Raw genomic sequence first — 22,119 nt, forward strand, 5'->3', positions numbered from 1 at the left:
AAGGCCGTTTGTGTCAGTTTTGACCTAGAACGCTTTTCACCTTGTCGCGCAGTTGATCGATCGAGAAAGGTTTGCCGATCACATGCATATCTGCCGGCACTTCAATGGTCTCGGCATAACCGCTGGCAAACAGAATCGGCAGTGAAGGGCGGATATTGCGGGCCTCGGTGGCCAATTGACGGCCATCCATGATCGGCAGCCCGACATCGGTCATCATCAGATCGATGTGCTGATTCGCGTCCTTGATGATTGCCAGGGCCTGTTCGCTGCCGTCCGCTTCCAGCACCTTGAAGTCCAGTTCCTCCAGTACGTCGACGATCAGCATGCGCACGATGGTGTCGTCTTCTACTACAAGGATGGTGGACGCGGTGGTGGACATAGTGGCGGCTCTCAAGAATGGGGGATGGGGCGCCGGTCGATCAAAAATGCCGGGCTCTTGCATGAGTAAGTGGCGCATAGCCACAAGTTCCCGAATGGATACAAAAAAGAATAGGCGCAAACGGGCGCGCAAGGATAACCGTAGGCCTGCGATTCGGCGTAGGCAAATGTGGGAAAACAGTGCTAACACTGTGAGAAAAATGGATCCATGCCGCCGTTTTGGGGCAAACTCCCTGGTTTTCAACAGTTCGACAAGGCTGCCACATGTCCTCTCCGTCTTCGGTTGATGAACAACGGTTTCGCAAACTACTGAGTCGTAACGTCAGCCTGCCTTTGGGTGTGGGTGCGATCAGCGCGGTGTTCTTCATTTCCCTGATCACCTATCTGTTGTCAGTGATCCAGTGGGTGGAACACACCGACCGGGTGATCAATAACGCCAACGAGGCGGTGAAACTCACCGTCGACCTGGAAACCGGCATGCGCGGTTTCCTGCTCAGTGGCGACGAGCACTTCCTCGATCCGTATGAAACGGCGAAGCCGCGTATCAACGTGGCGCTCGACACCTTGCTTGAACTGACCGCCGACAACCCGGTGCAGACCGACCGCCTGCGTCGCTTGCAAGCCTTGCAAACCGAGTGGACGACCTACGCTCAATCGATGATCGACCTGCAGCGCGCCAGTGGCGACTATAAGGCTGCGGTCAAGGCCGGGCGCGGCAAGCGCCTGACCGACGAGATTCGCAAGCAGTTCGAAGACGTGATCGATACCGAGCAGACGTTGCGCACCGCCCGCAATGAAGACGTGCGCCGCACCACGATCTGGAGCATCAGCCTGTATTTACTGTTCATCGCCGGGATCAGCGGTTTACTGGCCTACGTCGGCCGTCGCGATCTGGTCAGTCTTTCGGACAGTTACAGCGCCAACCTCGCTGCACAACAGGCCAGTGCCGATCGTCTGGAGGAACAAGCCTGGTTGCGCAATGGCCAGTCCGAACTGGCCGAGCAGGTGCTGGGGCAACTGACGCTCAACCTGCTGGGTCGCAACATTCTGCAATTCTGTGCCCAATACCTCGGCACCGCCGTGGCCGCGCTCTATGTGCGTGAAGAGCATGGCGGCCTGAAGCGCGTGGCAAGTTATGGCTTCTCCCGCGAGCAGGAAGAACAGGGACAATCGATCTACAGCGGTGAAGGCATTGTCGGGCAGGTCGCACAGCAGGCGCGGCTGATTCGCCTGGACCCGGTGCCATCGGATTATTTCAAGGTCAGCTCCGGGTTGGGCGAAGGCCTGCCGCACAGCGTGCTGGTAGTGCCGACCAGCGATGACGACCGGGTCAATGGTGTGATCGAACTGGGCTTCCTGCGTCCGCTGACCGAGCGCGACGTGGCGCTGCTCGAATTGATTGCCGGCAACATCGGCACGTCTATCGAGGCGGCGCGTTATCGTCAGCGTCTGCAGGAAGTCCTGGCCGAAACCCAGCAGCTAAACGAAGAGTTGCAGGTACAACAGGAAGAACTGAAAACCGCCAACGAAGAACTGGAAGAGCAGTCGCGGATTCTCAAGGAGTCCCAGGCGCACCTGGAAACCCAGCAAGTGGAGCTGGAGCAGACCAACGAGCAACTGGCCGAACAGGCCCAGACCCTGGCCGAACAACGCGACGCCATGGATAAGAAGAACACCGAGCTCAATCAGGCCCAGGTGCAACTCGAAGAGCGCGCCGAAGAGTTGCAGCGTTCGAGCAAATACAAATCCGAGTTCCTCGCCAACATGTCCCACGAACTGCGCACACCGCTGAACAGTTCGCTGATCCTGGCCAAGCTGCTGGCGGAAAACCCGCAGGATAACCTCAGCGCCGAGCAGGTGAAATTTGCCGAGTCGATCTACTCCGCCGGCAACGATCTTCTCAACCTGATCAACGATATTCTCGACATTTCCAAGGTTGAGGCCGGCAAACTCGAAGTGGTTCCGGAAAATACCAGCGTCTCGCGCCTGGCCGAGGGGCTGCGCGGTGTATTCGAACCACTGGCGGCGGACAAGAAACTGGCGTTCAGCGTCGAGTTGCAACCAGACGCACCGAGCACGCTGTTCACCGACCGCCAGCGCCTGGAGCAGGTGATCAAAAATCTGCTGTCCAACGCTGTGAAGTTCACCGAGCACGGTACGGTCAGCCTGACCATCGCCGGCCAGCCGGACGAACGCATCGCCTTCATCGTCCGTGATTCCGGGATCGGGATTGCGCAGGACCAGCAGGAAAGCATTTTCGAAGCCTTCCGTCAGGCCGACGGCACTACCAACCGTAAATACGGCGGCACCGGGTTGGGCCTGTCGATCTCCCGGGACCTGGCGACCTTGCTGGGCGGCTCGATCAGCGTCAGCAGCGCGCCGGGGCAGGGCAGTGCCTTTACGCTGGTGTTACCGCAGCAATACCGCGAACCGGGCGATGCGCCGGTCGCACCGCTGACCTTCAGTCCGCCAGCATCCGCACCGGTTATTACACCTACCGTCGCGGTTTCGCCGCTGGCCACCGTCGATATCCCGCGTTTCAACGACGACCGTAACAAGGCTCCGTTCGACACCCGCTGCATCCTGGTGGTGGAAGACGAGCCGAATTTCGCCCACATCCTCTACGACCTGGCCCACGAACTGGGTTATCAGTGCCTGGTCGCCCACGGTGCAGATGAAGGCTATGACTTGGCGAAAGAGTTTGTTCCGGACGCGATCCTGCTGGACATGCGCCTGCCGGATCATTCGGGCCTGACCGTTCTGCAGCGTCTGAAAGAACACGCCGAAACCCGGCACATCCCGGTGCACGTGATTTCCGTGGAAGACCGCGTCGAAGCCGCGATGCACATGGGCGCTATCGGTTACGCCGTCAAACCGACCACCCGCGAAGAACTCAAGGACGTGTTCGCGCGCCTTGAAGCCAAGCTGACCCAGAAGGTCAAACGCGTGCTGCTGGTCGAGGATGATGATCTGCAACGGGAAAGCATTGCCCGCCTGATCGGCGACGACGACATTGAAATCACCGCCGTCGGCCTGGCGCAGGACGCGCTGGAGCTGCTGCGCACGACGATCTTCGATTGCATGGTCATCGACCTGAAGCTGCCGGACATGCTCGGCAACGATCTGCTCAAACGCATGTCCACCGAGGACATCTGCTCGTTCCCGCCGGTCATCGTCTACACCGGACGCAACCTGACCCGCGACGAAGAGGCTGATCTGCGCAAGTATTCGCGCTCGATCATCATCAAGGGCGCGCGCTCGCCGGAACGCCTGCTGGACGAGGTCACACTCTTTCTGCACAAAGTCGAATCGCAGTTGTCCCATGAACGGCAGAAGATGCTCAAGACCGCCCGCAGCCGCGACAAGGTCTTCGAAGGTCGTAAAGTGCTGCTGGTGGACGACGATGTACGTAACATCTTCGCCCTGACCAGTGCGCTGGAAACCAAGGGTGCAGTCGTGGTGATCGGCCGTAACGGTCGCGAAGCGATTGAAAAACTGAATGAAGTCGAGGACATCGACCTGGTGCTGATGGACGTGATGATGCCGGAAATGGACGGTTTTGAAGCCACCATGGAAATCCGCAAGAATCCGCGCTGGCGCAAGCTGCCGATCATCGCGGTGACGGCCAAGGCCATGAAGGACGATCAGGAGCGCTGCCTGCAGGCGGGCGCCAATGATTACCTGGCCAAGCCCATCGATCTGGATCGCCTGTTCTCGCTGATTCGCGTGTGGTTGCCGAAGATGGAACGCATTTAGTGGAACGTAGTAATTCCGTTGAACGAAACAGTGAAATCGAACTGCGGCTGCTGATCGAGGCGATATACCTCAAGTACAGCTACGACTTTCGTGATTATTCCGGCGCTTCGATCAAGCGCCGGGTGCAACATGCGTTGAGCCAGTTCGAATGCGCAACCATCTCGGCGTTGCAGGAGAAGGTCCTGCACGACCCGACAGCGTTCATGCAGTTGCTGCAATTGCTGACGATTCCGGTCAGCGAGATGTTTCGCGATCCGTCGCACTTCCTGGCGATCCGCCAGGAAGTGGTGCCGCTGCTCAAGACCTATCCGTCGATCAAGATCTGGATCGCCGGTTGCAGCACCGGCGAAGAGGTCTATTCGATGGCGATCCTGCTGCGCGAAGAAGGTCTGCTCGACCGCACGATCATCTACGCCACCGATATCAACCCGCACTCGCTGGAAAAGGCCAAGCAGGGAATCTTTTCGATGGAAAACGTGCGCGCTTACACCGCCAACTATCAGCAGGCCGGCGGCCAGCGCTCGTTTGCCGACTACTACACTGCTGCGTATGGTTACGCGATTTTCGACAAGAGCCTGTGCGAGAACGTGACCTTCGCCGATCACAGCCTGGCGACCGATAGTGTATTCTCCGAAACTCAATTAATTTCATGTCGTAACGTGTTGATTTACTTCAACAAAAAACTTCAGGATCGAGCATTCGGGTTGTTCCATGAATCATTGTGCCACCGAGGCTTCCTGGTATTGGGCAGCAAGGAAACTTTGGATTTTTCCGGCTACTCCAACCAGTTCGAGCCGCTGGTGAAACAAGAACGGATCTACCGCAAATCATGAACAGTGCAGCGGATTTGCCTCGGGTCGAGGCGATTGTCGTCGGAGCTTCCGCCGGTGGCGTCGAGGCCTTGCTGACGCTACTCGGTTCGCTGCAGGCGGGGTTCGGGCTGCCGATCATCATCGTCCTGCATCTGCCGGAAGAGCGTCGCAGCCAGCTCGCCGATGTGTTCGCCCGCCGATTGGCGCTGCCGGTGAAAGAAGCCATCGACAAACAGGACATCTCGCCCGGCACCGTGTACTTCGCGACGCCGGGTTATCACCTTTCGGTGGAGCAGGATCTCAGCCTGTCGCTGAGCCTTGAAGACCGTTTGCATCATTCGCGACCTTCGATCGACTTTCTGTTCGAGTCCGCCGCCGATGCCTACGGGCCAGCGCTGGCCGCGGTACTGTTGACCGGTGCCAACCATGATGGTGCGCGGGGCCTGGCGCAGGTCAAACGTCAGGGCGGGCTGACTATCGTGCAGGATCCGGACGAAGCGCAGGTCGCGACCATGCCTCGCGCGGCGCTGAAGACACATCAACCGGATTACATACTTCCCATCCACGACATCGGCCGTCTGCTTGTCGAGCTGGAACGAATCGCATGCTGAGTAATATCCAGGCAAAACTGCTGATCGTCGACGATCTGCCCGAGAACCTGCTGGCTCTCGAAGCGCTGATCAAACGCGAAGACCGCACCGTCTACAAAGCGCTGTCGGCGGACGAAGCGCTGTCTCTGCTGCTGCAACACGAATTCGCCATGGCCATTCTCGATGTGCAGATGCCAGGCATGAATGGCTTCGAACTGGCGGAATTGATGCGTGGCACCGAGAAGACCAAGAACATCCCGATCATCTTCGTCAGCGCCGCCGGCCGTGAACTCAATTACGCGTTCAAGGGCTACGAAAGCGGCGCGGTGGACTTCTTGCACAAACCGCTGGATATCCACGCGGTGAAGAGCAAGGTCAACGTCTTCGTCGACCTGTACCGCCAGAGCAAGGCGATGAAGCAACAGGTCGAGGCGCTCGAGCAGAGTCGCCGCGAGCAGGAAGCGCTGCTTCAACAGTTGCAGAGCACGCAAGGCGAACTGGAGCAAGCGGTGCGCATGCGTGACGATTTCATGTCCATCGTCGCCCACGAAGTGCGCACGCCGCTCAACGGCCTTATCCTCGAAACCCAGTTGCGCAAGATGCACCTGGCCCGGGACAACGCCGCCGCGTTTACCCTCGACAAGATGCACGCGATGGTCGACCGCGACGAGCGCCAGATCAAAAGCCTGATCCGCCTGATCGAGGACATGCTCGACGTGTCGCGAATCCGCACCGGCAAGTTGTCGATCCGGCCGAGTCGCTTCGATCTCGTGCAACTGGTGGGCACTCTGCTGGAGAATTTCGCCCAGCAGATCGAAGCCGCCGAGACTGAAGTCAGCTTCACGGCTGCCGAGCCGGTGGAAGGGGAGTGGGACGAATTCCGTATCGAGCAGGTGGTGTCGAACCTGCTGACCAACGCGTTGCGTTATGGCGGTAAAAGTCCGATCCAGGTACGGGTCTATCGCGAAGGCAATGAAGCCCGGGTCGAAGTTCAGGATCAGGGCATCGGCATCAGCGAGGAGAACCAGAAGCGCATTTTTCAACAGTTCGAACGGGTCTCTGCCAAGACGGTGGTGGCCGGCCTCGGGCTGGGTCTGTTCATTTCCGAACAGATCGTCGCCGCCCATGGCGGCTCCATCGTCGTCGAAAGCAAGATCAACGAGGGCGCCCTGTTTCGCGTTTGTCTGCCGCTCCAGGAAAACGGCAAAACAAACGCAACCTCTGAGTGACCACACGGTCGTATCAGCAGCTATTGAACGAACAAAGGCTTCCCATGAGTGTAGATGCACAAGATGTAGTACTCGTCGTCGAGGACGAACCGGTGATCCTGATGGTCCTGACAGACTATCTGTCAAGCCAGGGCTATCGCGTATTGCAGGCCGAAAACGGTGAGCAGGCGTTCGAGATTCTGGCGAGCAAGCCGCATCTGGACATGTTGATTACTGATTTCCGCCTGCCTGGCGGGATCTCCGGCGTGCAGATCGCCGAACCCGCCGTCAAGTTACGTCCGGATCTGAAGGTGATCTTCATCAGCGGCTATCCGCAGGAAATCCGCGAGACCGGCAGCCCCATCACCCGCCGGGCGCCGATCCTGGAAAAACCGTTCGATCTGGATGTGTTGCAGGAGAAGATTCAGGAACTGCTGGCTTGAGCGTTAACCGTCTCAGCTCTTGATCATCTCCCGCACCTTCGCCGTCAGCAGATCGAAGGTGAACGGCTTGGTGATCATCTGCATGCCGGGGTCGAGAAACCCGCCGCGCACCGCCGCGTGCTCGGCGTAACCGGTGATGAACAGGACTTTCAGTTCCGGCCGATATTGTCGGCCGATTTCCGCCAGTTGCCGGCCATTCATGCCCGGCAGGCCGACATCACTGATCAGCAGATCAATACGTTGCGCCGAATCCAGGATCGGCACTGCGCCATCGGCGTCACTGGCTTCGACAAAGCCATAGCCCAACTCACTCAATACCGCGCTGATCAGCACGCGCACGGCTGGGTCGTCTTCCACGATCAATACGGTTTCGCCTTCCACGGCATCGGGCGCCTGCTCCATGTCCACCACGGTGTGGGGCAGGGATTCGCCCTGGAAACGTGGCAGATAGAGTTTCACCGTGGTGCCTTGATCGATTTCGCTGTCGATCGAAACATGTCCACCGGATTGCTTGCTGAAACCATAGATCATCGACAGACCCAGACCTGTGCCCTGGCCGATGGGTTTGGTGGTGAAGAAGGGATCGAATGCGCGGTTGATCACGCTCTGCGGCATGCCGCAGCCATTGTCGGTCACGCTTAGCACTACGTAATCGCCCGGCGACAGATTGCTGTAAGTCGCAGTGAAGTCGCGATCCAGCACCTGATTACCGGTTTCGACTACAAGATTGCCGCCATCGGGCATCGCGTCGCGTGCGTTGATCACCAGGTTGAGCAGGGCGCTTTCCAGTTGATTGGGATCCGCCTCGGCCACCCACAGTTGTTCGTGCAGGCGCATGTCCAACTGGATGCTTTCGTTGAGGCTGCGTTGCAGCAGTTCGCCCATCGATCGCACCAGGTCATTCATCTGCACCGCTTTGGAGTCCAGTGACTGCCGGCGGGAAAACGCCAACAGACGATGAGTCAGGCCGGCGGCGCGGTTGGCGGAGGTCACGCCCAGATCGATCAGGCTGTCGAGATCATCTGTCCGACCACGGGCAAGACGCCGGCGCATCAATTCGAGGCTGCCAATGATCCCGGTCAGCATGTTGTTGAAGTCGTGGGCGATACCGCCGGTGAGTTGGCCGACCGCTTCCATTTTCTGCGACTGACGCAGGGCCTCTTCGTTGTGCCGTAACTGCGCCGTGCGTTCCTCGACTTGTTGCTCAAGGGTTTCGAGAGTCGATTGCAGGCGTCGTTCGCTTTCGCTCAGATCGATCAGACGATCGCGGGCTTCGTACTGTCGTCGTCGCCCGCGCAGAGCAGTGGAAACCAGGCTTATCAGGGTCGCCGGATGGAAAGGGCGCTCAAGGAATGTCACGTTGCCCAGTAATTCACTGAGACGCGAAGAAGGCCCTTGTTCGGATCCTCCGTGATGGGTGAGCAGGACGATCGGCAAGTCCGACCATGCCGGTTGCTGCTCCAGATACAGCAGCAGGCCTTCGAGCTCCGGGCCATTCAAGGCTTCAGCAGCGATCAGCAGCAAACCGGCGCCGGGTTCCAGTTCAGCGCACAGATGCCTCAGGCCGGAGGTGATGAGGCCACCGTAACCGGCCTCTTTTAGGATCATCAGCGCAATTTGGCTGTCGCGACCCAGGGGCGCGAGGATCAGCGCCCGTTCGGACAGCGGGACGGTGACGGTCACAAGTTGTCTTCCTTGAGCAGCGGATTGCTCGCGCCGAAGTAGGTCGGAACACCGCGCAGTACACCCTGGAAAGCTTCCAGCGGCTCGCCGATGGTCATTCCCTGAGCGGAAATCCGGTATTCACGAATCGTCGATTCATGGCTGCCGGTGCGTTTCTTGATGATCGAAATAGCCCGACGCACTTTACCGAGAGCTTCAAAATAGCGTAGCAAAATGACCGTGTCGGCCAGGTACGTGATGTCGACCGGCGTCTGCATATCGCCGACCAGACCGTGCTGGGCGACGGTCATGAAGGTCGCGGCGCCTTTGCGGTTCAGGTACAGCAGCAGTTCGTGCATGTGCAGGACCAGTGCTTTCTCTTCCGGCATCGCGGCCTGATAACCGTTGATGCTGTCGATCACCACGGTCTTGATGTCGGCTTCATCGACGCAGCGGCGTACCCGGTGGGAGAACTCGCCGGGAGAAAGTTCGGCAGCGTCGACCTGCTCGATCAGCAGATTACCGGTGGCTTGCAGAGCCTTTAGGTCAATGCCGATGTTTCTCATGCGCTCGAACAGCAGCCCCAGTTCTTCATCGAAAATGAACAGTGCCGCTTTCTCGCCACGCGTGACCGCAGCGGCAGCAAAGATCATCGATATCAGCGATTTGCCGGTACCGGCCGGGCCGAGTATCAACGTGCTGGAGCCGGTTTCGATCCCGCCTCCGAGCAGCGCGTCCATTTCGTTGATGCCACTGGTCAATTGCACGCGCGGGTAATCGCCGCGGTGTTCGGCCGCCACAAGGCGCGGAAAGACGTGTACGCCATCGCCCATGATGATGAAGTCGTGAAAACCGCCACGATATTTCTGGCCGCGGTACTTGATCACCCGCACGCGTCGGCGTTCGGCGCCGTAGTTGGGGGTCAGTTCTTCCAGGCGGATTACACCGTGGGCCACGCTGTGCACGGTCTTGTCGAGGGACTCTGTCGTCAGGTCATCCAGCAGCAGTACCGTCGCGTCATATCGCACAAAGTAGTGCTTGATCGCCAGGATCTGGCGGCGATAACGCAGGGAGCTTTGCGCCAGCAGGCGGATCTCCGACAGGCTGTCGAGTACCACACGGGTCGGTTTGAATCGCTCGACCACTTCGAAAATCTGTTTGGTGGCTTCGCCCAGCTCCAGATCCGAGGAGTACAGCAGGCTCTGTTGATGCTCGGCGTTGAGCAGACTTTCCGGTGGCGTCAGCTCGAAAATCTCGATGTTCTCGTTCAGCTCCCAGCCGTGGGACGCCGCACCCTGGCGCAGTTCGCGCTCGGTTTCGGACAGTGTGATGTACAACGAGCGTTCGCCGGCACGGGCGCCGGCCAGAAGAAAATGCAACGCGACCGTGGTTTTACCGGTACCGGGCTCGCCCTCCAGCAGGAAAACATGACTGCGAGACAAGCCACCGGCCAGAATGTCGTCCAGCCCTTCGATGCCCGTGGCGGCTTTTGCGCTGATCAACTCGTTCGATGTAGACAAAAAATGCCCTCTCATGACTAGGGGAAACGAGGCAGCGGGCGGTGTACGCCTTTGCGGGCTGCCTGTTTACTTGACCCTTTGCCGAGACGGCGGTTCCGAATTTCTTGTGGAGGCGTCAGACCTCGTTCAAAGACCTTGCTGCAACGACGGATCGTCCGGATTCATCTGTTCGAGTTGGGCCAGCAAAACCTGCACGTTCTGCAATTGACCACTTTCCTTCCAGTAATTGATCAGCAGTACCCGCGCCTTTCGGTCGGCCGGGTGGCGCTGGACGATTTCCTGTAACTGTTTCTGCGCCGCTTCGAGCTCCTCGGCGCTGTGCAGCGTGGTGGCGAGGTCGTAGCGATACTCCTTGTTGTCAGGTTCCAGTTCCACGGCCTTGGACAGGCCGAGCAGGGCGAATTCGCGTTGATCGTGATGCAGCAGCCACAGACCCAATGCATGTTGCAGATAGGCCGAATCCGGCTGAGCCTTCAATTGTCGGGCCAGCAATTGTCGGGCGGCATCACTCTGGCCCTGACGGTCGAGCACTTCGATCTGCATCACCAACGCCGGCAGGTTGGCGGGATCCAGGCGCAGGGTTTGCTCAAGGGCTTCCTGCGCCTGCTTGAGCTCGGCATTGTGCAGATAAAGGCGCGCCAGCTGGACATAGTTGGCGGCGCTTTCCGGCTGACTCTTGAGTGCCTGCTCCCACACGTCGATGCCTTGCTGCAACGGCGCGAAATACAGGCCCAACTGATCGGGGGACAAACCGAGCAGGGCGTTGATCGCGGTAAATCGAACGTCCTGATCCTCATCGTCGAGCAACGGGCCGAGCAAAAGACTGCGCTGGCCGCCCGGCACCAGGCCGGTCACGCTCCTGATCGCCGCCATTCGTACATCCGGGGATTCGTTCTGCAGATCGGCATCGGCCAGTTTCAGCGCTTGCGGGCTCGGGTAGTTCGGCAGTTCGGCATGCAGCCAGACACGCCGCTTGACCGACAGGTCCGGACGCCCCAGTTGTTGGTACAAAACCCGCGCCGCGCCCGGTTGACCGGCTCGGGCGGCGGCCAGCGCTTCACTGAAACCATGCTTGATTGATTCCGGCACAACGGGCGCGGTGCTGCGCAGGGACAGCCACGCAACCAGGAGGGCAAGCACGAGGCCAAGACTGATGAGCAAATAGCGGCGGGACTGAGGCATGCAAGTATCCGAAGCTTTTCTATTGACGCAGAGGGGCCAAGCTTCGGTCAGCTGAAGCCTTGAGTCAAACGCTCTGCCCGATATGGCCTGCGACTGAGGATGAAGATCCCTACAACATCTGTCGGCTCTGGAAACCGTCGGGCTCGCGATGCAGTGACTACGCTTTGTGAAGTTCCTTTGACGAGCGTGTTCATGCAAGCCCTGTTCAATTATTTCAAGACAGTGATCCTTCCTGGTCAGGCGGTGTTGTTGTTTGCCCTGCGCACCATCGCGGCGGGGCTGCTGACGCTGTACCTGGCGTTCCTGTTCGACCTGGATCAACCCAAATGGTCGATCATGGCGGTGGTCATCATCAGTCAGCCTCTGGCCGGAATGGCGTTGGCCCGCAGTTTTGGTCAGGTCATCGGCACCACCCTCGGCGCTGCCGTGGCGGTGCTGATCATGGCGATTTTCCCTCAGGCGCCATTGCCGTTCATCACCACCCTGGCGCTGTGGCTGGCCCTGTGCACGGCCGGTGGCACACTGCTGCGCTACACCAGTTCCCAGGCGTTCGTACTCAGTGGTTACACCGCCGTGGTGGTGGCACTGCTGGCGATCCCGGATCAGGACGGGACCTTCCTGCTGGCGGTTACCCGGGTCACAGAAACATTGCTCGCGGTGGCCTGTGTCTGTGTTGTCAGCCTGCTGACGGCGCGGCCCGAGGCGGTTTCGCGCAACTACTTTGCCAAAGTCGATCAGGTAATCAAACTGGTTGCCACCCATGCCGCTGCGGTGATTCGCACCGAAGAGAGCGAAGCCGATTTCCAGCGACGGCAAATGCAGCTGCTCGGAGAAATCAGTGCGCTGGAAGGCCTGCGCCGACATCTGTATTTCGATGCCCCGCGTCTGCGCAGTGCCAACAATCTGGTGTTGATGCTGGGCAATCAACTGATGCTGTTGACTTCGCGACTGACGGCCCTGCGTCATCAACGCCAATTGCTGACCGAGCGCTGGGACGGCGACCTGCCGCTGGAGGTCCAGCGTTTGCGTGCCGATGAGCTGGCGTTTCTCGATCAACTGGCACAGTACGGGCGTTCACTGCCGGAAGACATGAGGCACCAATTGGTTGTCCTGCAGCAACAATTCGAAGCGCTGGCCTACAGGGCTGAACAGTTGACCGAAGACATGAGCGCGACCTTGCGTTCGCTGGCATGGGCACTGCGTTGGGAGCAGGCCCGACTGCTGCAACAACTGGAGCAGATACTCGAACTGAGCGAAGCGATACAGGAAGGGCGGGAGGCCAGTTGCATGTTTCGCGGCCAGTCCAGTGCGCTGCACCTGGACTTCACCCTGGCGACGATGAATGCCATCCGGGCCTTCAGTGCATTGCTGGTGGCCGGGCTGATCTGGATCGAAACGGCATGGGACGGTGCGCGTGGCGGGATGATTCTGGTGGGAATTCTGTGTTCACTGATGGCAACGTTCCCGCGACCTTTGATAGCCGCACAGAGTTACGCCCGGGGATTGGGCCTGGCACTGGTGGTTTCGGCGCTGTATCAGTTCATGCTGGTGCCGGCGGTCAACGATTTCGAATGGCTGGCGCTGTTACTGGCGCCTCTGCTCTATGTGATCGCGGTTGGGCTGGCCAGCCCGGCCACGGCGGGCATCGGCATGGGGCTGGGATTGTCGAGTTTTTTGATACTCGGTCCGCAGAACATCGGCACCGGGCAGAACACCGCTATTCAGTGGTTCGAGTTTGCAGGTGCCTATGTCAGTGCGGCGATGCTGGCACTGATCGTCTATGCATGGATTTTTCCGTTTCGCCCGGTATTGCGAATCCGTCGGTTCTACAACGAAGCGCGGGAGCAGGTGTATCAACTGACGAAAGTGCCCGCTACAGACGAACAGCAGTTCGCGTTCGAAAGCCGCATGGTCGATCGCCTGACAACCATGTTGGGGCTATTGCCGGCAGCCAATGATCCGGACATGCAACGACGCTACGAAATCAGCCTCGCCTGTGTGGCACTTGGCGTGGCCATCCACCAGCTCAGGCAACAGGTGCAGGGCAACGCCTTGCTCACGGACACTTTCGGCCAGCAATTGATGGCCGCCTTGCGCCAGGCCGGCCGCTTTGTCGCTGGCCGTCCGGATGTGCGCCTTCCAGCCTTGCTGACGACGCTGCATGCTCTCGGTGACCAGCTGGATGACCTGCATGCCGCCACGCACGAGCATCTGTGGTCAGTGTTTCGCATGCGTGTGGCGCTGTTGATCGTCGTCTCGTTCCTTGAGCGTCATGGTGAGTATCTGCAACACAACGCCCCTGAAGGAGTACCGGCCCTTGCCCATTGATTTCGAGGTCGGTGGCGTCTACCTACCGCCCATTGCTCAGGCCCTGATTCTGGCCATACCGATCTTTCTATTGCTGGACTGGGTATTGCGCCGCCTCGGTGTGCTGCGTCTGGTCTGGCATGAAGCGCTGTTCGAAGGCGCACTGTACGCCTGTGTTTGCGCCACTTTGATTTTGCTGATGGGAGCCTGATGCCTTGAAGACGTTGCTAACTCGATTGACGACATTGGCAGTGGTGCTGCTGGCAATCGTGCTCGGCTGGTTCGCCTGGGAGCATTACACCCGAGCCCCATGGACACGAGATGCGCGGGTGAGGGCGGATGTCGTGACCCTTTCAGCGGATGTCTCGGGGCGTATCGTCAGTCTGGCGGTGCAGGACAACCAGCATGTCGACAAGGGCCAATTGCTGCTGGAGATCGATCCGGCTCGCTACAGCCTGGCGGTTGAACATGCGAAGCGTTCGGTGGAAGTGGCCAGGGCCGCGCTCGGTCAATCCCGTGCCGCCATCGTCGCCAGCGAGGCCTTGCTCAAGCAACGCGAGAGCGAAGAACGGCGCAGGCGTACGCTCAAGCAGGGCTTTGCGATTTCGGGGGAAGAGTGGGAAAAGTCCAGCACCGAAGTGGCCGTGGCTCAGGCCGATCTGCTGCGCAACCAGGCCAATCTGGGCCTGGCGGAAGCCAACGTGCAATTGGCGATCGCAGCACTGACCCAGGCCGAGCTGGACTTGCAACGTACCCGTGTCGAATCGCCGGTCAGCGGTTATGTCACCAACCTGTTGACCCGTCAGGGGGATTACGCGGTGGCTGGCGGCGCGCTGCTGGCACTGGTGGACAGCGATTCGTTCTATGTCAGTGGCTATTTCGAGGAAACCAAACTGCCAAGGATCGAGGAGGGCGACCGCGTGCGGATCGAGTTGATGAGCGGCGAAAAGTTTGGCGGCACTGTGCAAAGCATCGCCTTTGCCATTGCTGACCGGGAGAACGCCCCGGGCAGCCGACTGCTGGCCAACATCAACCCCAGCTACACCTGGGTAAAACTTGCACAGCGAGTGCCCGTGCGAATCGGGATCGACCCGGATTACGCTGGCAAGGGTCGTTTGAGGGCAGGCACCACGGCGACCGTCACGGTGCTGGAAAACCATGAAAGACAGGCACAAAAAAGCCCCGCGACCGAATGATACGCGGGGCAAAAAATTGGTTGGTTGCGGCCAACCAAAGGAGCTCTTTAAAAAACTGTTACTTGCTGGCGACCGTTTCTGGCTGCCAGCCGCCACCGAGGGCCTTGTAGATCGCGACGATGCCGCGATACAGATCGACTTCGGCTTGCGCCTGACTGTCTTCGGCGTTCAAACGTTCACGCTGGGCGTCGAGCAGCACGAGGAAGTCCGTGGTGCCTTCGCGATAGCGGATTTCAGCGAGATCGGCAGCCTTGCGGCTTGATTCGCTCTGGCGGATCAGCGAAATCAGCCGTTGCTGACGCTTGCCGTAATCACTGAAAGCGTTTTCCGACTCTTCAAGGGCCAGTAGCACTTGTTGCTCGTAGGTCGCCAGTGCGCCTTCAGCATCGGCGTCGGCACCGCGCAAACGGGCCCGCACGCTGCCAAGGTCGAACGCTGCCCAGGTGATGCTCGGGCCCAGCGCCCAGGCGTTGGCCGCCGAGGAACCGATCTGCGAGCCACGCCCGGCCGTCCAGCCGAGGAAACCGCTGAGGCTGACCCGAGGAAACAGGTCGGCCTTGGCCACACCAATACGCGCCGTGGCGGAAGCCAGTTTGCGTTCGGCGCTGAGAATGTCCGGGCGACGTTGCAGCAGCTCGCCTGGATTGCCGATCGGCAATGCCTTGGCGATGGCTGGCAGGTCTTTCGGGCTCAGGTCGACGGTCAGCTTGTCCGGACGCTCGCCCAACAGGGTAGCGATGCGGTTTTTCTGGCGAACCTGTTCGGCCTGCAATTGCGGCACGCTGGCTTCGACCGATGCCAGACGCGCATCGGCACGTTCGACATCGAGCTGGTCGCCAACTCCGGCGTCACGCAGGCTGATGGTGATCTTGCGCGACTCCTGTTGATTCTCCAGGTTGGCCACGGCGATCTTTTCCCGCAGCTGTGCACCGCGCAGTTGACCGTAAGCGTCCACCAGTTCGGCAATCATGGTGACTTGCAGCTGGTACAGATCCGCTTCGGCAGCCTGCTGGTCGGCGTCGCTGGCTTCCAGATTGCGCTGGATGCGGCCAAACAGATCGATTTCCCAGGCCATGTCCAGACCCAGGTCATAGCGTTCGCTGTTGACCCGTTTGGTGGTCTGGCCGGGAATCTGTCCCTTGGCCAGATCGCTGCTGGCGCGGCTGGTGATGGTTGGCATGGCGTCATTGCTGACGTCGTCGCGGATCGCCCGTGCAGCTTTCCAGCGAGCGAACGCCACGCGCAGTTGACGGTTACCTTGCAGCGATTGAGTCACCAACTGGTTGAGGGTCGGATCGTCGAACTGCTGCCACCAGATGCCTTCAAACTTCGAACGGTCAAAGTTCTTTTGGCCGGCGGCGCCGTCGGTGGCGGCCGTGATGTTGGCCGCCTCCGTGGCTGGGGTCTTGTAGTCGGGACCGACTGCACAGGCGCTCAGGGCCAGTATCAGCAGGCTTGGCAGGAAGACTTTCAGACTCATTGGTGCGCCTCCAGCGGCTTTGGAAGGTTGTGCGCTTTGGCCGCTTTGCGAGCTTCGCCGCGTTCCACGAAGTTGCGGATCAGTACATAGAACACCGGCGTCAGCAGCAGACCGAAGAAGGTCACCCCGAGCATCCCGGAGAACACTGCCACACCCATGGCATGACGCATCTCTGCACCGGCACCGCTGGAGAACACCAGTGGCACCACACCCATGATGAACGCGAACGAGGTCATCAGGATCGGCCGCAGACGCAGACGGCAAGCTTCCAGTACAGCGGCCAGCGGATCGAGACCTTCCTGCTGTTTGTCCTTGGCGAATTCGACGATCAGAATCGCGTTCTTACAGGCCAGACCCACCAGTACGATCAAACCGATCTGGGTGAAGATGTTGTTGTCGCCGCCGGAGATGATCACGCCGGTGATGGCCGACAGCAGGGTCATCGGTACGATCAGGATCACCGCCAGTGGCAGGCTCCAGCTTTCGTATTGAGCGGCGAGCACCAGGAACGCCAGCAATACGCAGAGCGGGAACACGAACAGCGCGGTGTTGCCGGACAGAATCTGCTGATAGGTCAGGTCGGTCCACTCGTAGGTCATGCCGTTCGGAAGTTCATCCTTGAGCAGTTTCTCGATGGCTTTTTCGGCCTGGCCGGAGCTGTAGCCGGGGGCTGCCGCACCGTTGATTTCAGCGGTGATGAACCCGTTGTAGTGCATCACGCGATCCGGCCCCGAGGTGTCGCTGACCTTGATGAAGGTCGCCAGCGGGATCATTTCGCCCTTGTTGTTGCGTACTTTCAGCTGGCCGATCTGGTCGGATTCGAGGCGGAACTGCTGCTCGGCCTGAACGTTGACCTGATAGGTGCGCCCGAAGCGGTTGAAGTCGTTGGCATACAGCGAACCCAGGTAGATCTGCAGGGTGTCGAAGATGTCGCTGACGGCCACGCCGTGGGTCTTGGCTTTTTCCCGGTCGATTGCGGCATCGACTTGCGGCACGTTCACGGTGTAGCTGGTGAACAGGTTGGCCAGTTCCGGAACGTTATGGCTCTTGGCAATAATGTTCATGGTCTCTTTGTACAGCTCTTCGTAGCCCAGGTTGCCCCGGTCTTCGATTTGCAGGCGGAAACCACCAATGGTGCCCAGACCTTGTACCGGCGGCGGTGGGAAGATCGCCATGTACGCTTCCTGAATCCCTGCGTACTGGCCGTTCAAGGCACCGGCAATCGCACCGGCGGACATGCTCGGGTCTTTACGCTCTTCGAACGGTTTCAGGGTCACGAACACGATGCCGGCATTCGGGCTGTTGGTGAAGCCGTTGATCGACAGGCCCGGGAACGCTACGGCGCTTTCCACACCCGGCTGTTTCAGTGCCAGGTCGGACATGCGCTTGATCACGTCTTCGGTACGGTCCAGGCTCGCGGCGTCCGGCAGTTGCGCGAAGGCCACCAGGTATTGCTTGTCCTGGCCCGGTACAAAACCGGTCGGCGTGCTGGAGAAGCCGAAGAAGGTCAGCACCATCAGGCCTGCGTACAGGAAGAGGGCGATGCCACTGCCACGGATAACCCGGCGCACGGTACCGACGTAGCCATGACTGGCACGGTCGAAGAAGCGGTTGAACGGACGGAACAGCCAGCCACCGAAGATCTTGTCCAGCACCCGCGAGAAGCGGTCTTTCGGTGCGTCGTGACCTTTAAGCAACACAGCGGCCAGCGCCGGCGACAGGGTCAGCGAGTTGAAGGCCGAGATCACGGTCGAGATCGCGATGGTCAGTGCGAACTGCTTGTAGAACTGACCCGTCAGGCCGGAGATGAATGCCGCTGGTACGAACACCGCACACAGCACCAGCGCCGTGGCAATGATCGGGCCGGTCACCTCACCCATGGCCTTTTTGGTCGCATCGAAGGGGTTGAGCCCCAGTTCAATGTTCCGCTCGACGTTCTCCACCACCACGATGGCGTCGTCCACCACGATACCGATCGCCAGTACCAGGCCGAACAGCGACAGCGCGTTGAGCGAGAAGCCGAATAAATGCATCACCGCAAACGTACCGATCAACGATACCGGAACCGCCACCAACGGAATGATAGAGGCGCGCCAGGTCTGCAGGAACAGGATCACCACCAGAACCACGAGGATCAGCGCTTCGAAGAGGGTGTGGACCACCGCCTCGATGGAGCCGCGCACGAAGATCGTCGGGTCATAGACGATGCTGTAGTCCATGCCTTGCGGGAAGCTTTTCTTCAGTTCTTCCATCTTGCCGCGAACTTCGTTCGAGATTTCGATGGCGTTGGAGCCCGGACGCTGGAAGATCGGGATCGCCACGGCCGGCTGGTTGTTCAGCAGTGAACGCAGAGCATATTGGCTGGAACCCAGTTCGACGCGGGCGATGTCCTTCAGGCGAGTGATTTCACCGTTGTCGCCGGCGCGGATGATGATGTTCTCGAACTCTTCCTCGGAGACCAGACGGCCCTGAGTGTTGACCGACAGCTGGAAGCTCTGGGCATTCGGGGCAGGGGGCGCGCCCAGTTGGCCGGCGGCGACCTGACGGTTCTGCTCGCGAATGGCAGTGACCACGTCAGTGGCCGTCAGATTGCGCGAAGCGGTCTTGTTCGGGTCGAGCCATACACGCAGCGAGTAGTCGCCCATACCGAACAGTTGCACGTCACCGACACCACCAAGACGAGCGAGCTCATCCTTGATGTTGAGGATTGCGTAGTTGGACAGGTACAACATGTCGTAGCGTTTGTCCGGCGAGGTCAAGTGCACAACCATTGTCAGGTCGGGCGAGGCCTTGTCGACGGTGATACCGATGCGCGTCACTTCTTCTGGAAGTTTCGGCTCGGTCCGGGTCACGCGGTTCTGCACCTGCACCTGCGCGTTGTCCAGGTCAGTACCCAGGGCGAAGGTGATGGTCAGGGTGATCTTGCCGTCAGCGGTGGACTGCGAGGACATGTACAGCATGTTCTCGACGCCGGTGATGGCCTGCTCCAGTGGAGCCGCCACGGTTTCACCGATGACTTTTGGGTTGGCACCCGGGAAGTTGGCACGTACTACCACGGTCGGCGGCACGACTTCCGGGTATTCGCTGATCGGCAATTGGAACAGCGAGATCGCACCGGCGATCAGGATCAGCAGCGAAAGTACCGCTGCGAAGATCGGCCGTGAAATGAAGAATTGGGAAAAATTCATCGGAGTTGTCGTCCCTTAACCGCGTGGGGTCGCAGCAGCCAGTTTCACAACCGATCCAGTCGCGCTTTTGGCTGGTGCGACTTTGGGCAGGTTGCTGGCTTCCAGCGCTTGTCGTTGTTGAGCCAGTGCAGCAATGGTTTGCTCGCTGGCCATCGGGATCACTTCAGGCGTGACCGGGGAGCCAGGGCGAACCCGTTGCAGACCCTTGACGATGATCGTGTCGTCCTTGTTCAGGCCGCTACGCACGATGCGCAGGCCTTCGATCTTCGGACCGAGTTCTACGGCGCGGTAGGCGGTCTTGTTGTCGCCATCCATCACCAGCACGAACTTCTTGCCCAGATCGGTACCGACCGCTTCATCGTTGATCAACATGGCGTTGTAGGTGCCGCTGCCGACCAGTTTCAGGCGTGCATACAGGCCTGGGGTGTAGGTGCCGTCGCTGTTGTCGAACACGGCGCGACCACGGATGGTGCCGGTCTTCGGGTTGACCTGGTTATCGACGAAGTTCATCTGGCCCAGGTGCGGGTTGCCGTCTTCGTTGGACAGGCCCATGTACACCGGAGTGGTTGCACCGCGCTGACCTTGACGGGCGAGTTGGGTGTATTTGAGGAACACACGCTCGTCGGCGTCGAAGTAGGCGTAGACCTTGTCGGTGGACACAACGCTGGTCAGCGGAGTGGTGTCGGCGGTCACCAGGTTGCCCGCGGTGATCTCGGCGCGGCTGACGCGGCCACTGATCGGTGCGGTTACACGGGTGAAACTCAGGTTCAGTTTGGCCAGATCCAGTTGTGCTTGCAGGGCGCCGACAGCGGCACGTGCTTCCTGTGCAGCGCTGGTACGCGAGTCAGCCAGTTCGGCGGAAATGGCGTTGCTGGCACGTAGGCGTTCGCCACGGCCGGCTTCGTTTTCACTGCGGGTGGCGTTGGCGCGAGCCTGGGCTACGAGAGCTTCAAGGCGGCGAACCTCAGCCTGGAACGGACGCGGGTCGATCTGGAACAACAGGTCGCCTTTCTTGACCAGCGCACCTTCGGTGAAGGCGACTTCGTCGATCTGGCCGGAGACCCGTGGACGAATTTCTACGGTTTCCGGTGCCTCGAGGCGCCCGGTGAATTCGTCCCACTCGTTGACCGGTTGTTCCAGCACCTTGGCCACACTGACCTTGGCAGCAGGCATGGCGGCTGCGGTTTCTGGAGTCTTGCCGCAGGCGCTCATCACCATCACGGCCAACAGAGCCAACGGGAAGCGCAAATGTTTGAGTGATTGTTCCATGGATGCATCCGCCAATGTATTGAAGATGGGCGGATGATGCTCGGCAGGTAGATAGCAAACGAATCGAATGACACGAAGGTAACTATCATTCGGAATGATATAAGACCGAGCGAAGCCCTCTAGCATGCACCTTTCGTTAGGGGGCTATCAAATGAAATGATGACAAATCTGTATTGCGCGACTTGCAAGGATGAGGTCAAACAGCATTCTGTACGGCAGATACAAAGAGACGGCCATGGTGGCCGTCTCGATCAACGTGTAGCGCAGTGACTCAGTTGATGCCTTTGCGGTTCGGCCCGAAACGGTTCGGACCTGGCTGGCTGTCTTGCACCAGAAACACCAGGTTGACGATCGGCAGCAGCAACCACCAGCCGCTACGGTCGGTGTCGTGCATGCGGCGTGCACCTACCGCGATGCTCGGCAACAACATCGCCAGGCTGTAGAGGTTGTAAAGGACACCCTTGGTATTGAGCATCGCATCGAGAACACCGATGACAATGCAGATGCCCATGTTGATCAGAACGAACATCCAGTATTCGCGGCGAGTGGCGCGGCCTTTGAATTCGGCGTAGTTCTTCAGTGCTTCCAGGTAGGGGTTGCCCGTTGCAATGGCAGGCCCACTTGCAAAGGACTGTTGGGTCGCCTGAGGTGCCCCGCACTGAGGGCAAGCCACGGCCAGGCTGCTAATTTCCTTGGCGCAACCGCGGCAGAAAACCATGCTCATATTTTTTCCCTAAAATTATTCAATCGATAAACAGGACAAAACAAACGCGGCAATACCTGACAAAACAATGCCGGCAATCGCGAGGTTTCTTCCTGAGTGTTTTTGGTTGATACAGACGATGCCGCAAATGAGGCCCGCGAGGCTGAGAATTCCCACTCCGACAATCGCGTCTCTGTCCCATTCGGAATCATCAAACAGGGTGAGTGCGCTGATAATTCCGAGGATCAACGAAACGATGGCCAGCCAAGGCATTTCGGCTTGCGTTTGCGGCACTGAGGCCTGCTGAGGAGCCCCGCATTGGGGGCAGGTGAGCGCCGTTTCGTGTAGCTCCTTGGCGCAAGCACGACAATAGACCATTGCCATCGTTTTCCTTAACTGAGTGCGAATGCCCGACCTTCCGTCGG

17 protein-coding genes are annotated in these 22,119 nt (G+C 59.4%); 8 read left to right on the forward strand and 9 right to left on the reverse strand.

What is annotated here, in order from left to right; translation table 11 throughout:
* Window positions 1-13 precede the first annotated feature (13 nt).
* Window positions 14-379 carry a response regulator gene (locus tag CAF87_RS04735; protein ID WP_085731038.1) on the reverse strand — a complete coding sequence of 122 codons (366 nt, stop codon included), beginning with the start codon at window positions 377-379 and terminating at the stop codon, window positions 14-16.
* Window positions 380-642: 263 nt separating this feature from the next.
* Between CAF87_RS04735 and CAF87_RS04740 the strand changes: the two genes are divergently transcribed.
* The 5 genes from CAF87_RS04740 to CAF87_RS04760 are packed head-to-tail and all read left to right on the forward strand — an operon-like array spanning window position 643 to window position 7,187.
* A complete protein-coding gene (locus CAF87_RS04740) occupies window positions 643-4,134 on the forward strand; it encodes a response regulator (RefSeq protein WP_085731037.1) in 3,492 nt (1,163 codons plus the stop codon).
* Window positions 4,134-4,967: a protein-glutamate O-methyltransferase CheR gene (locus tag CAF87_RS04745; protein ID WP_085731036.1), complete on the forward strand. Its 834-nt coding sequence runs from the start codon at window positions 4,134-4,136 to the stop codon at window positions 4,965-4,967. The genes CAF87_RS04740 and CAF87_RS04745 overlap by 1 nt, the downstream gene beginning before the upstream one ends.
* The gene (locus tag CAF87_RS04750) at window positions 4,964-5,557 is read left to right on the forward strand and encodes a chemotaxis protein CheB (RefSeq protein WP_085731035.1); all 594 of its coding nucleotides are present in this window, start codon (window positions 4,964-4,966) and stop codon (window positions 5,555-5,557) included. Before CAF87_RS04745 ends, CAF87_RS04750 begins: the two co-directional genes overlap by 4 nt.
* On the forward strand, window positions 5,551-6,765 hold the full coding sequence (locus tag CAF87_RS04755) for a hybrid sensor histidine kinase/response regulator (RefSeq protein ID WP_085731034.1): 1,215 nt from the start codon (window positions 5,551-5,553) through the stop codon (window positions 6,763-6,765). Before CAF87_RS04750 ends, CAF87_RS04755 begins: the two co-directional genes overlap by 7 nt.
* A 44-nt stretch (window positions 6,766-6,809) precedes the next feature.
* Window positions 6,810-7,187, forward strand: coding sequence for a response regulator (locus tag CAF87_RS04760; protein ID WP_085683718.1), 378 nt, complete (start codon window positions 6,810-6,812; stop codon window positions 7,185-7,187).
* Window positions 7,188-7,199: 12 nt separating this feature from the next.
* Here CAF87_RS04760 and CAF87_RS04765 read toward each other — a convergent pair whose 3' ends face one another.
* From CAF87_RS04765 to CAF87_RS04775, 3 genes are all read right to left on the reverse strand, one after another.
* The gene (locus CAF87_RS04765) at window positions 7,200-8,870 is read right to left on the reverse strand and encodes an ATP-binding protein (protein ID WP_085731033.1); all 1,671 of its coding nucleotides are present in this window, start codon (window positions 8,868-8,870) and stop codon (window positions 7,200-7,202) included.
* Window positions 8,867-10,369 carry an ATPase domain-containing protein gene (locus CAF87_RS04770; protein WP_085731032.1) on the reverse strand — a complete coding sequence of 501 codons (1,503 nt, stop codon included), beginning with the start codon at window positions 10,367-10,369 and terminating at the stop codon, window positions 8,867-8,869. Before CAF87_RS04770 ends, CAF87_RS04765 begins: the two co-directional genes overlap by 4 nt.
* Window positions 10,370-10,495: 126 nt before the next feature.
* The gene (locus tag CAF87_RS04775; RefSeq protein WP_085731031.1) at window positions 10,496-11,551 is read right to left on the reverse strand and encodes a tetratricopeptide repeat protein; all 1,056 of its coding nucleotides are present in this window, start codon (window positions 11,549-11,551) and stop codon (window positions 10,496-10,498) included.
* A 192-nt stretch (window positions 11,552-11,743) separates the two neighbouring features.
* On the opposite strand from CAF87_RS04775, the gene CAF87_RS04780 reads away from it, so the two are divergent.
* From CAF87_RS04780 to CAF87_RS04790, 3 genes are read left to right on the forward strand one after another with little or no spacing between them, the layout of a single operon-like run.
* On the forward strand, window positions 11,744-13,879 hold the full coding sequence (locus CAF87_RS04780) for an FUSC family protein (RefSeq protein ID WP_085731030.1): 2,136 nt from the start codon (window positions 11,744-11,746) through the stop codon (window positions 13,877-13,879).
* Entirely contained in the window at window positions 13,869-14,069 is a 201-nt protein-coding gene (locus tag CAF87_RS04785) for a DUF1656 domain-containing protein (protein ID WP_085731029.1), read from the forward strand. The genes CAF87_RS04780 and CAF87_RS04785 overlap by 11 nt, the downstream gene beginning before the upstream one ends.
* 4 nt (window positions 14,070-14,073) lie before the next feature.
* On the forward strand, window positions 14,074-15,054 hold the full coding sequence (locus tag CAF87_RS04790) for an HlyD family secretion protein (RefSeq protein WP_085731028.1): 981 nt from the start codon (window positions 14,074-14,076) through the stop codon (window positions 15,052-15,054).
* Window positions 15,055-15,112: 58 nt separating this feature from the next.
* Here the strand turns inward: CAF87_RS04790 and CAF87_RS04795 are convergent, their stop codons facing one another.
* The 5 genes from CAF87_RS04795 to CAF87_RS04815 all read right to left on the reverse strand — a co-directional run bounded on the left by CAF87_RS04795 (window position 15,113) and on the right by CAF87_RS04815 (window position 22,078).
* On the reverse strand, window positions 15,113-16,534 hold the full coding sequence (locus CAF87_RS04795) for an efflux transporter outer membrane subunit (protein ID WP_085731027.1): 1,422 nt from the start codon (window positions 16,532-16,534) through the stop codon (window positions 15,113-15,115).
* A complete protein-coding gene (locus CAF87_RS04800) occupies window positions 16,531-19,722 on the reverse strand; it encodes an efflux RND transporter permease subunit (protein WP_085731026.1) in 3,192 nt (1,063 codons plus the stop codon). Before CAF87_RS04800 ends, CAF87_RS04795 begins: the two co-directional genes overlap by 4 nt.
* 15 nt (window positions 19,723-19,737) lie before the next feature.
* A complete protein-coding gene (mexE, locus tag CAF87_RS04805; RefSeq protein WP_085731025.1) occupies window positions 19,738-20,991 on the reverse strand; it encodes a multidrug efflux RND transporter periplasmic adaptor subunit MexE in 1,254 nt (417 codons plus the stop codon).
* Between the two features lie 271 nt (window positions 20,992-21,262).
* On the reverse strand, window positions 21,263-21,715 hold the full coding sequence (locus CAF87_RS04810) for a DUF805 domain-containing protein (protein ID WP_085731024.1): 453 nt from the start codon (window positions 21,713-21,715) through the stop codon (window positions 21,263-21,265).
* Window positions 21,716-21,730: 15 nt separating this feature from the next.
* A complete protein-coding gene (locus tag CAF87_RS04815) occupies window positions 21,731-22,078 on the reverse strand; it encodes a DUF4190 domain-containing protein (protein ID WP_085731023.1) in 348 nt (115 codons plus the stop codon).
* Window positions 22,079-22,119: the final 41 nt, after the last annotated feature.

Origin of the sequence: Pseudomonas sp. R38(2017) (genome assembly GCF_002112395.1) — a bacterium.
In the GTDB taxonomy this organism is placed as follows: domain Bacteria; phylum Pseudomonadota; class Gammaproteobacteria; order Pseudomonadales; family Pseudomonadaceae; genus Aquipseudomonas.

Coding starts and splice junctions, on each gene's coding strand:
- CAF87_RS04750 (WP_085731035.1), top strand. CDS start 4,964: ATGAACAGTGCAGCGGATTTGCCTCGGGTCGAGGCGATTGTCGTCGGA.
- CAF87_RS04815 (WP_085731023.1), bottom strand. CDS start 22,078: ATGGCAATGGTCTATTGTCGTGCTTGCGCCAAGGAGCTACACGAAACG.
- CAF87_RS04735 (WP_085731038.1), bottom strand. CDS start 379: ATGTCCACCACCGCGTCCACCATCCTTGTAGTAGAAGACGACACCATC.
- CAF87_RS04780 (WP_085731030.1), top strand. CDS start 11,744: ATGCAAGCCCTGTTCAATTATTTCAAGACAGTGATCCTTCCTGGTCAG.
- CAF87_RS04775 (WP_085731031.1), bottom strand. CDS start 11,551: ATGCCTCAGTCCCGCCGCTATTTGCTCATCAGTCTTGGCCTCGTGCTT.
- mexE (WP_085731025.1), bottom strand. CDS start 20,991: ATGGAACAATCACTCAAACATTTGCGCTTCCCGTTGGCTCTGTTGGCC.
- CAF87_RS04800 (WP_085731026.1), bottom strand. CDS start 19,722: ATGAATTTTTCCCAATTCTTCATTTCACGGCCGATCTTCGCAGCGGTA.
- CAF87_RS04810 (WP_085731024.1), bottom strand. CDS start 21,715: ATGAGCATGGTTTTCTGCCGCGGTTGCGCCAAGGAAATTAGCAGCCTG.
- CAF87_RS04740 (WP_085731037.1), top strand. CDS start 643: ATGTCCTCTCCGTCTTCGGTTGATGAACAACGGTTTCGCAAACTACTG.
- CAF87_RS04760 (WP_085683718.1), top strand. CDS start 6,810: ATGAGTGTAGATGCACAAGATGTAGTACTCGTCGTCGAGGACGAACCG.
- CAF87_RS04795 (WP_085731027.1), bottom strand. CDS start 16,534: ATGAGTCTGAAAGTCTTCCTGCCAAGCCTGCTGATACTGGCCCTGAGC.
- CAF87_RS04755 (WP_085731034.1), top strand. CDS start 5,551: ATGCTGAGTAATATCCAGGCAAAACTGCTGATCGTCGACGATCTGCCC.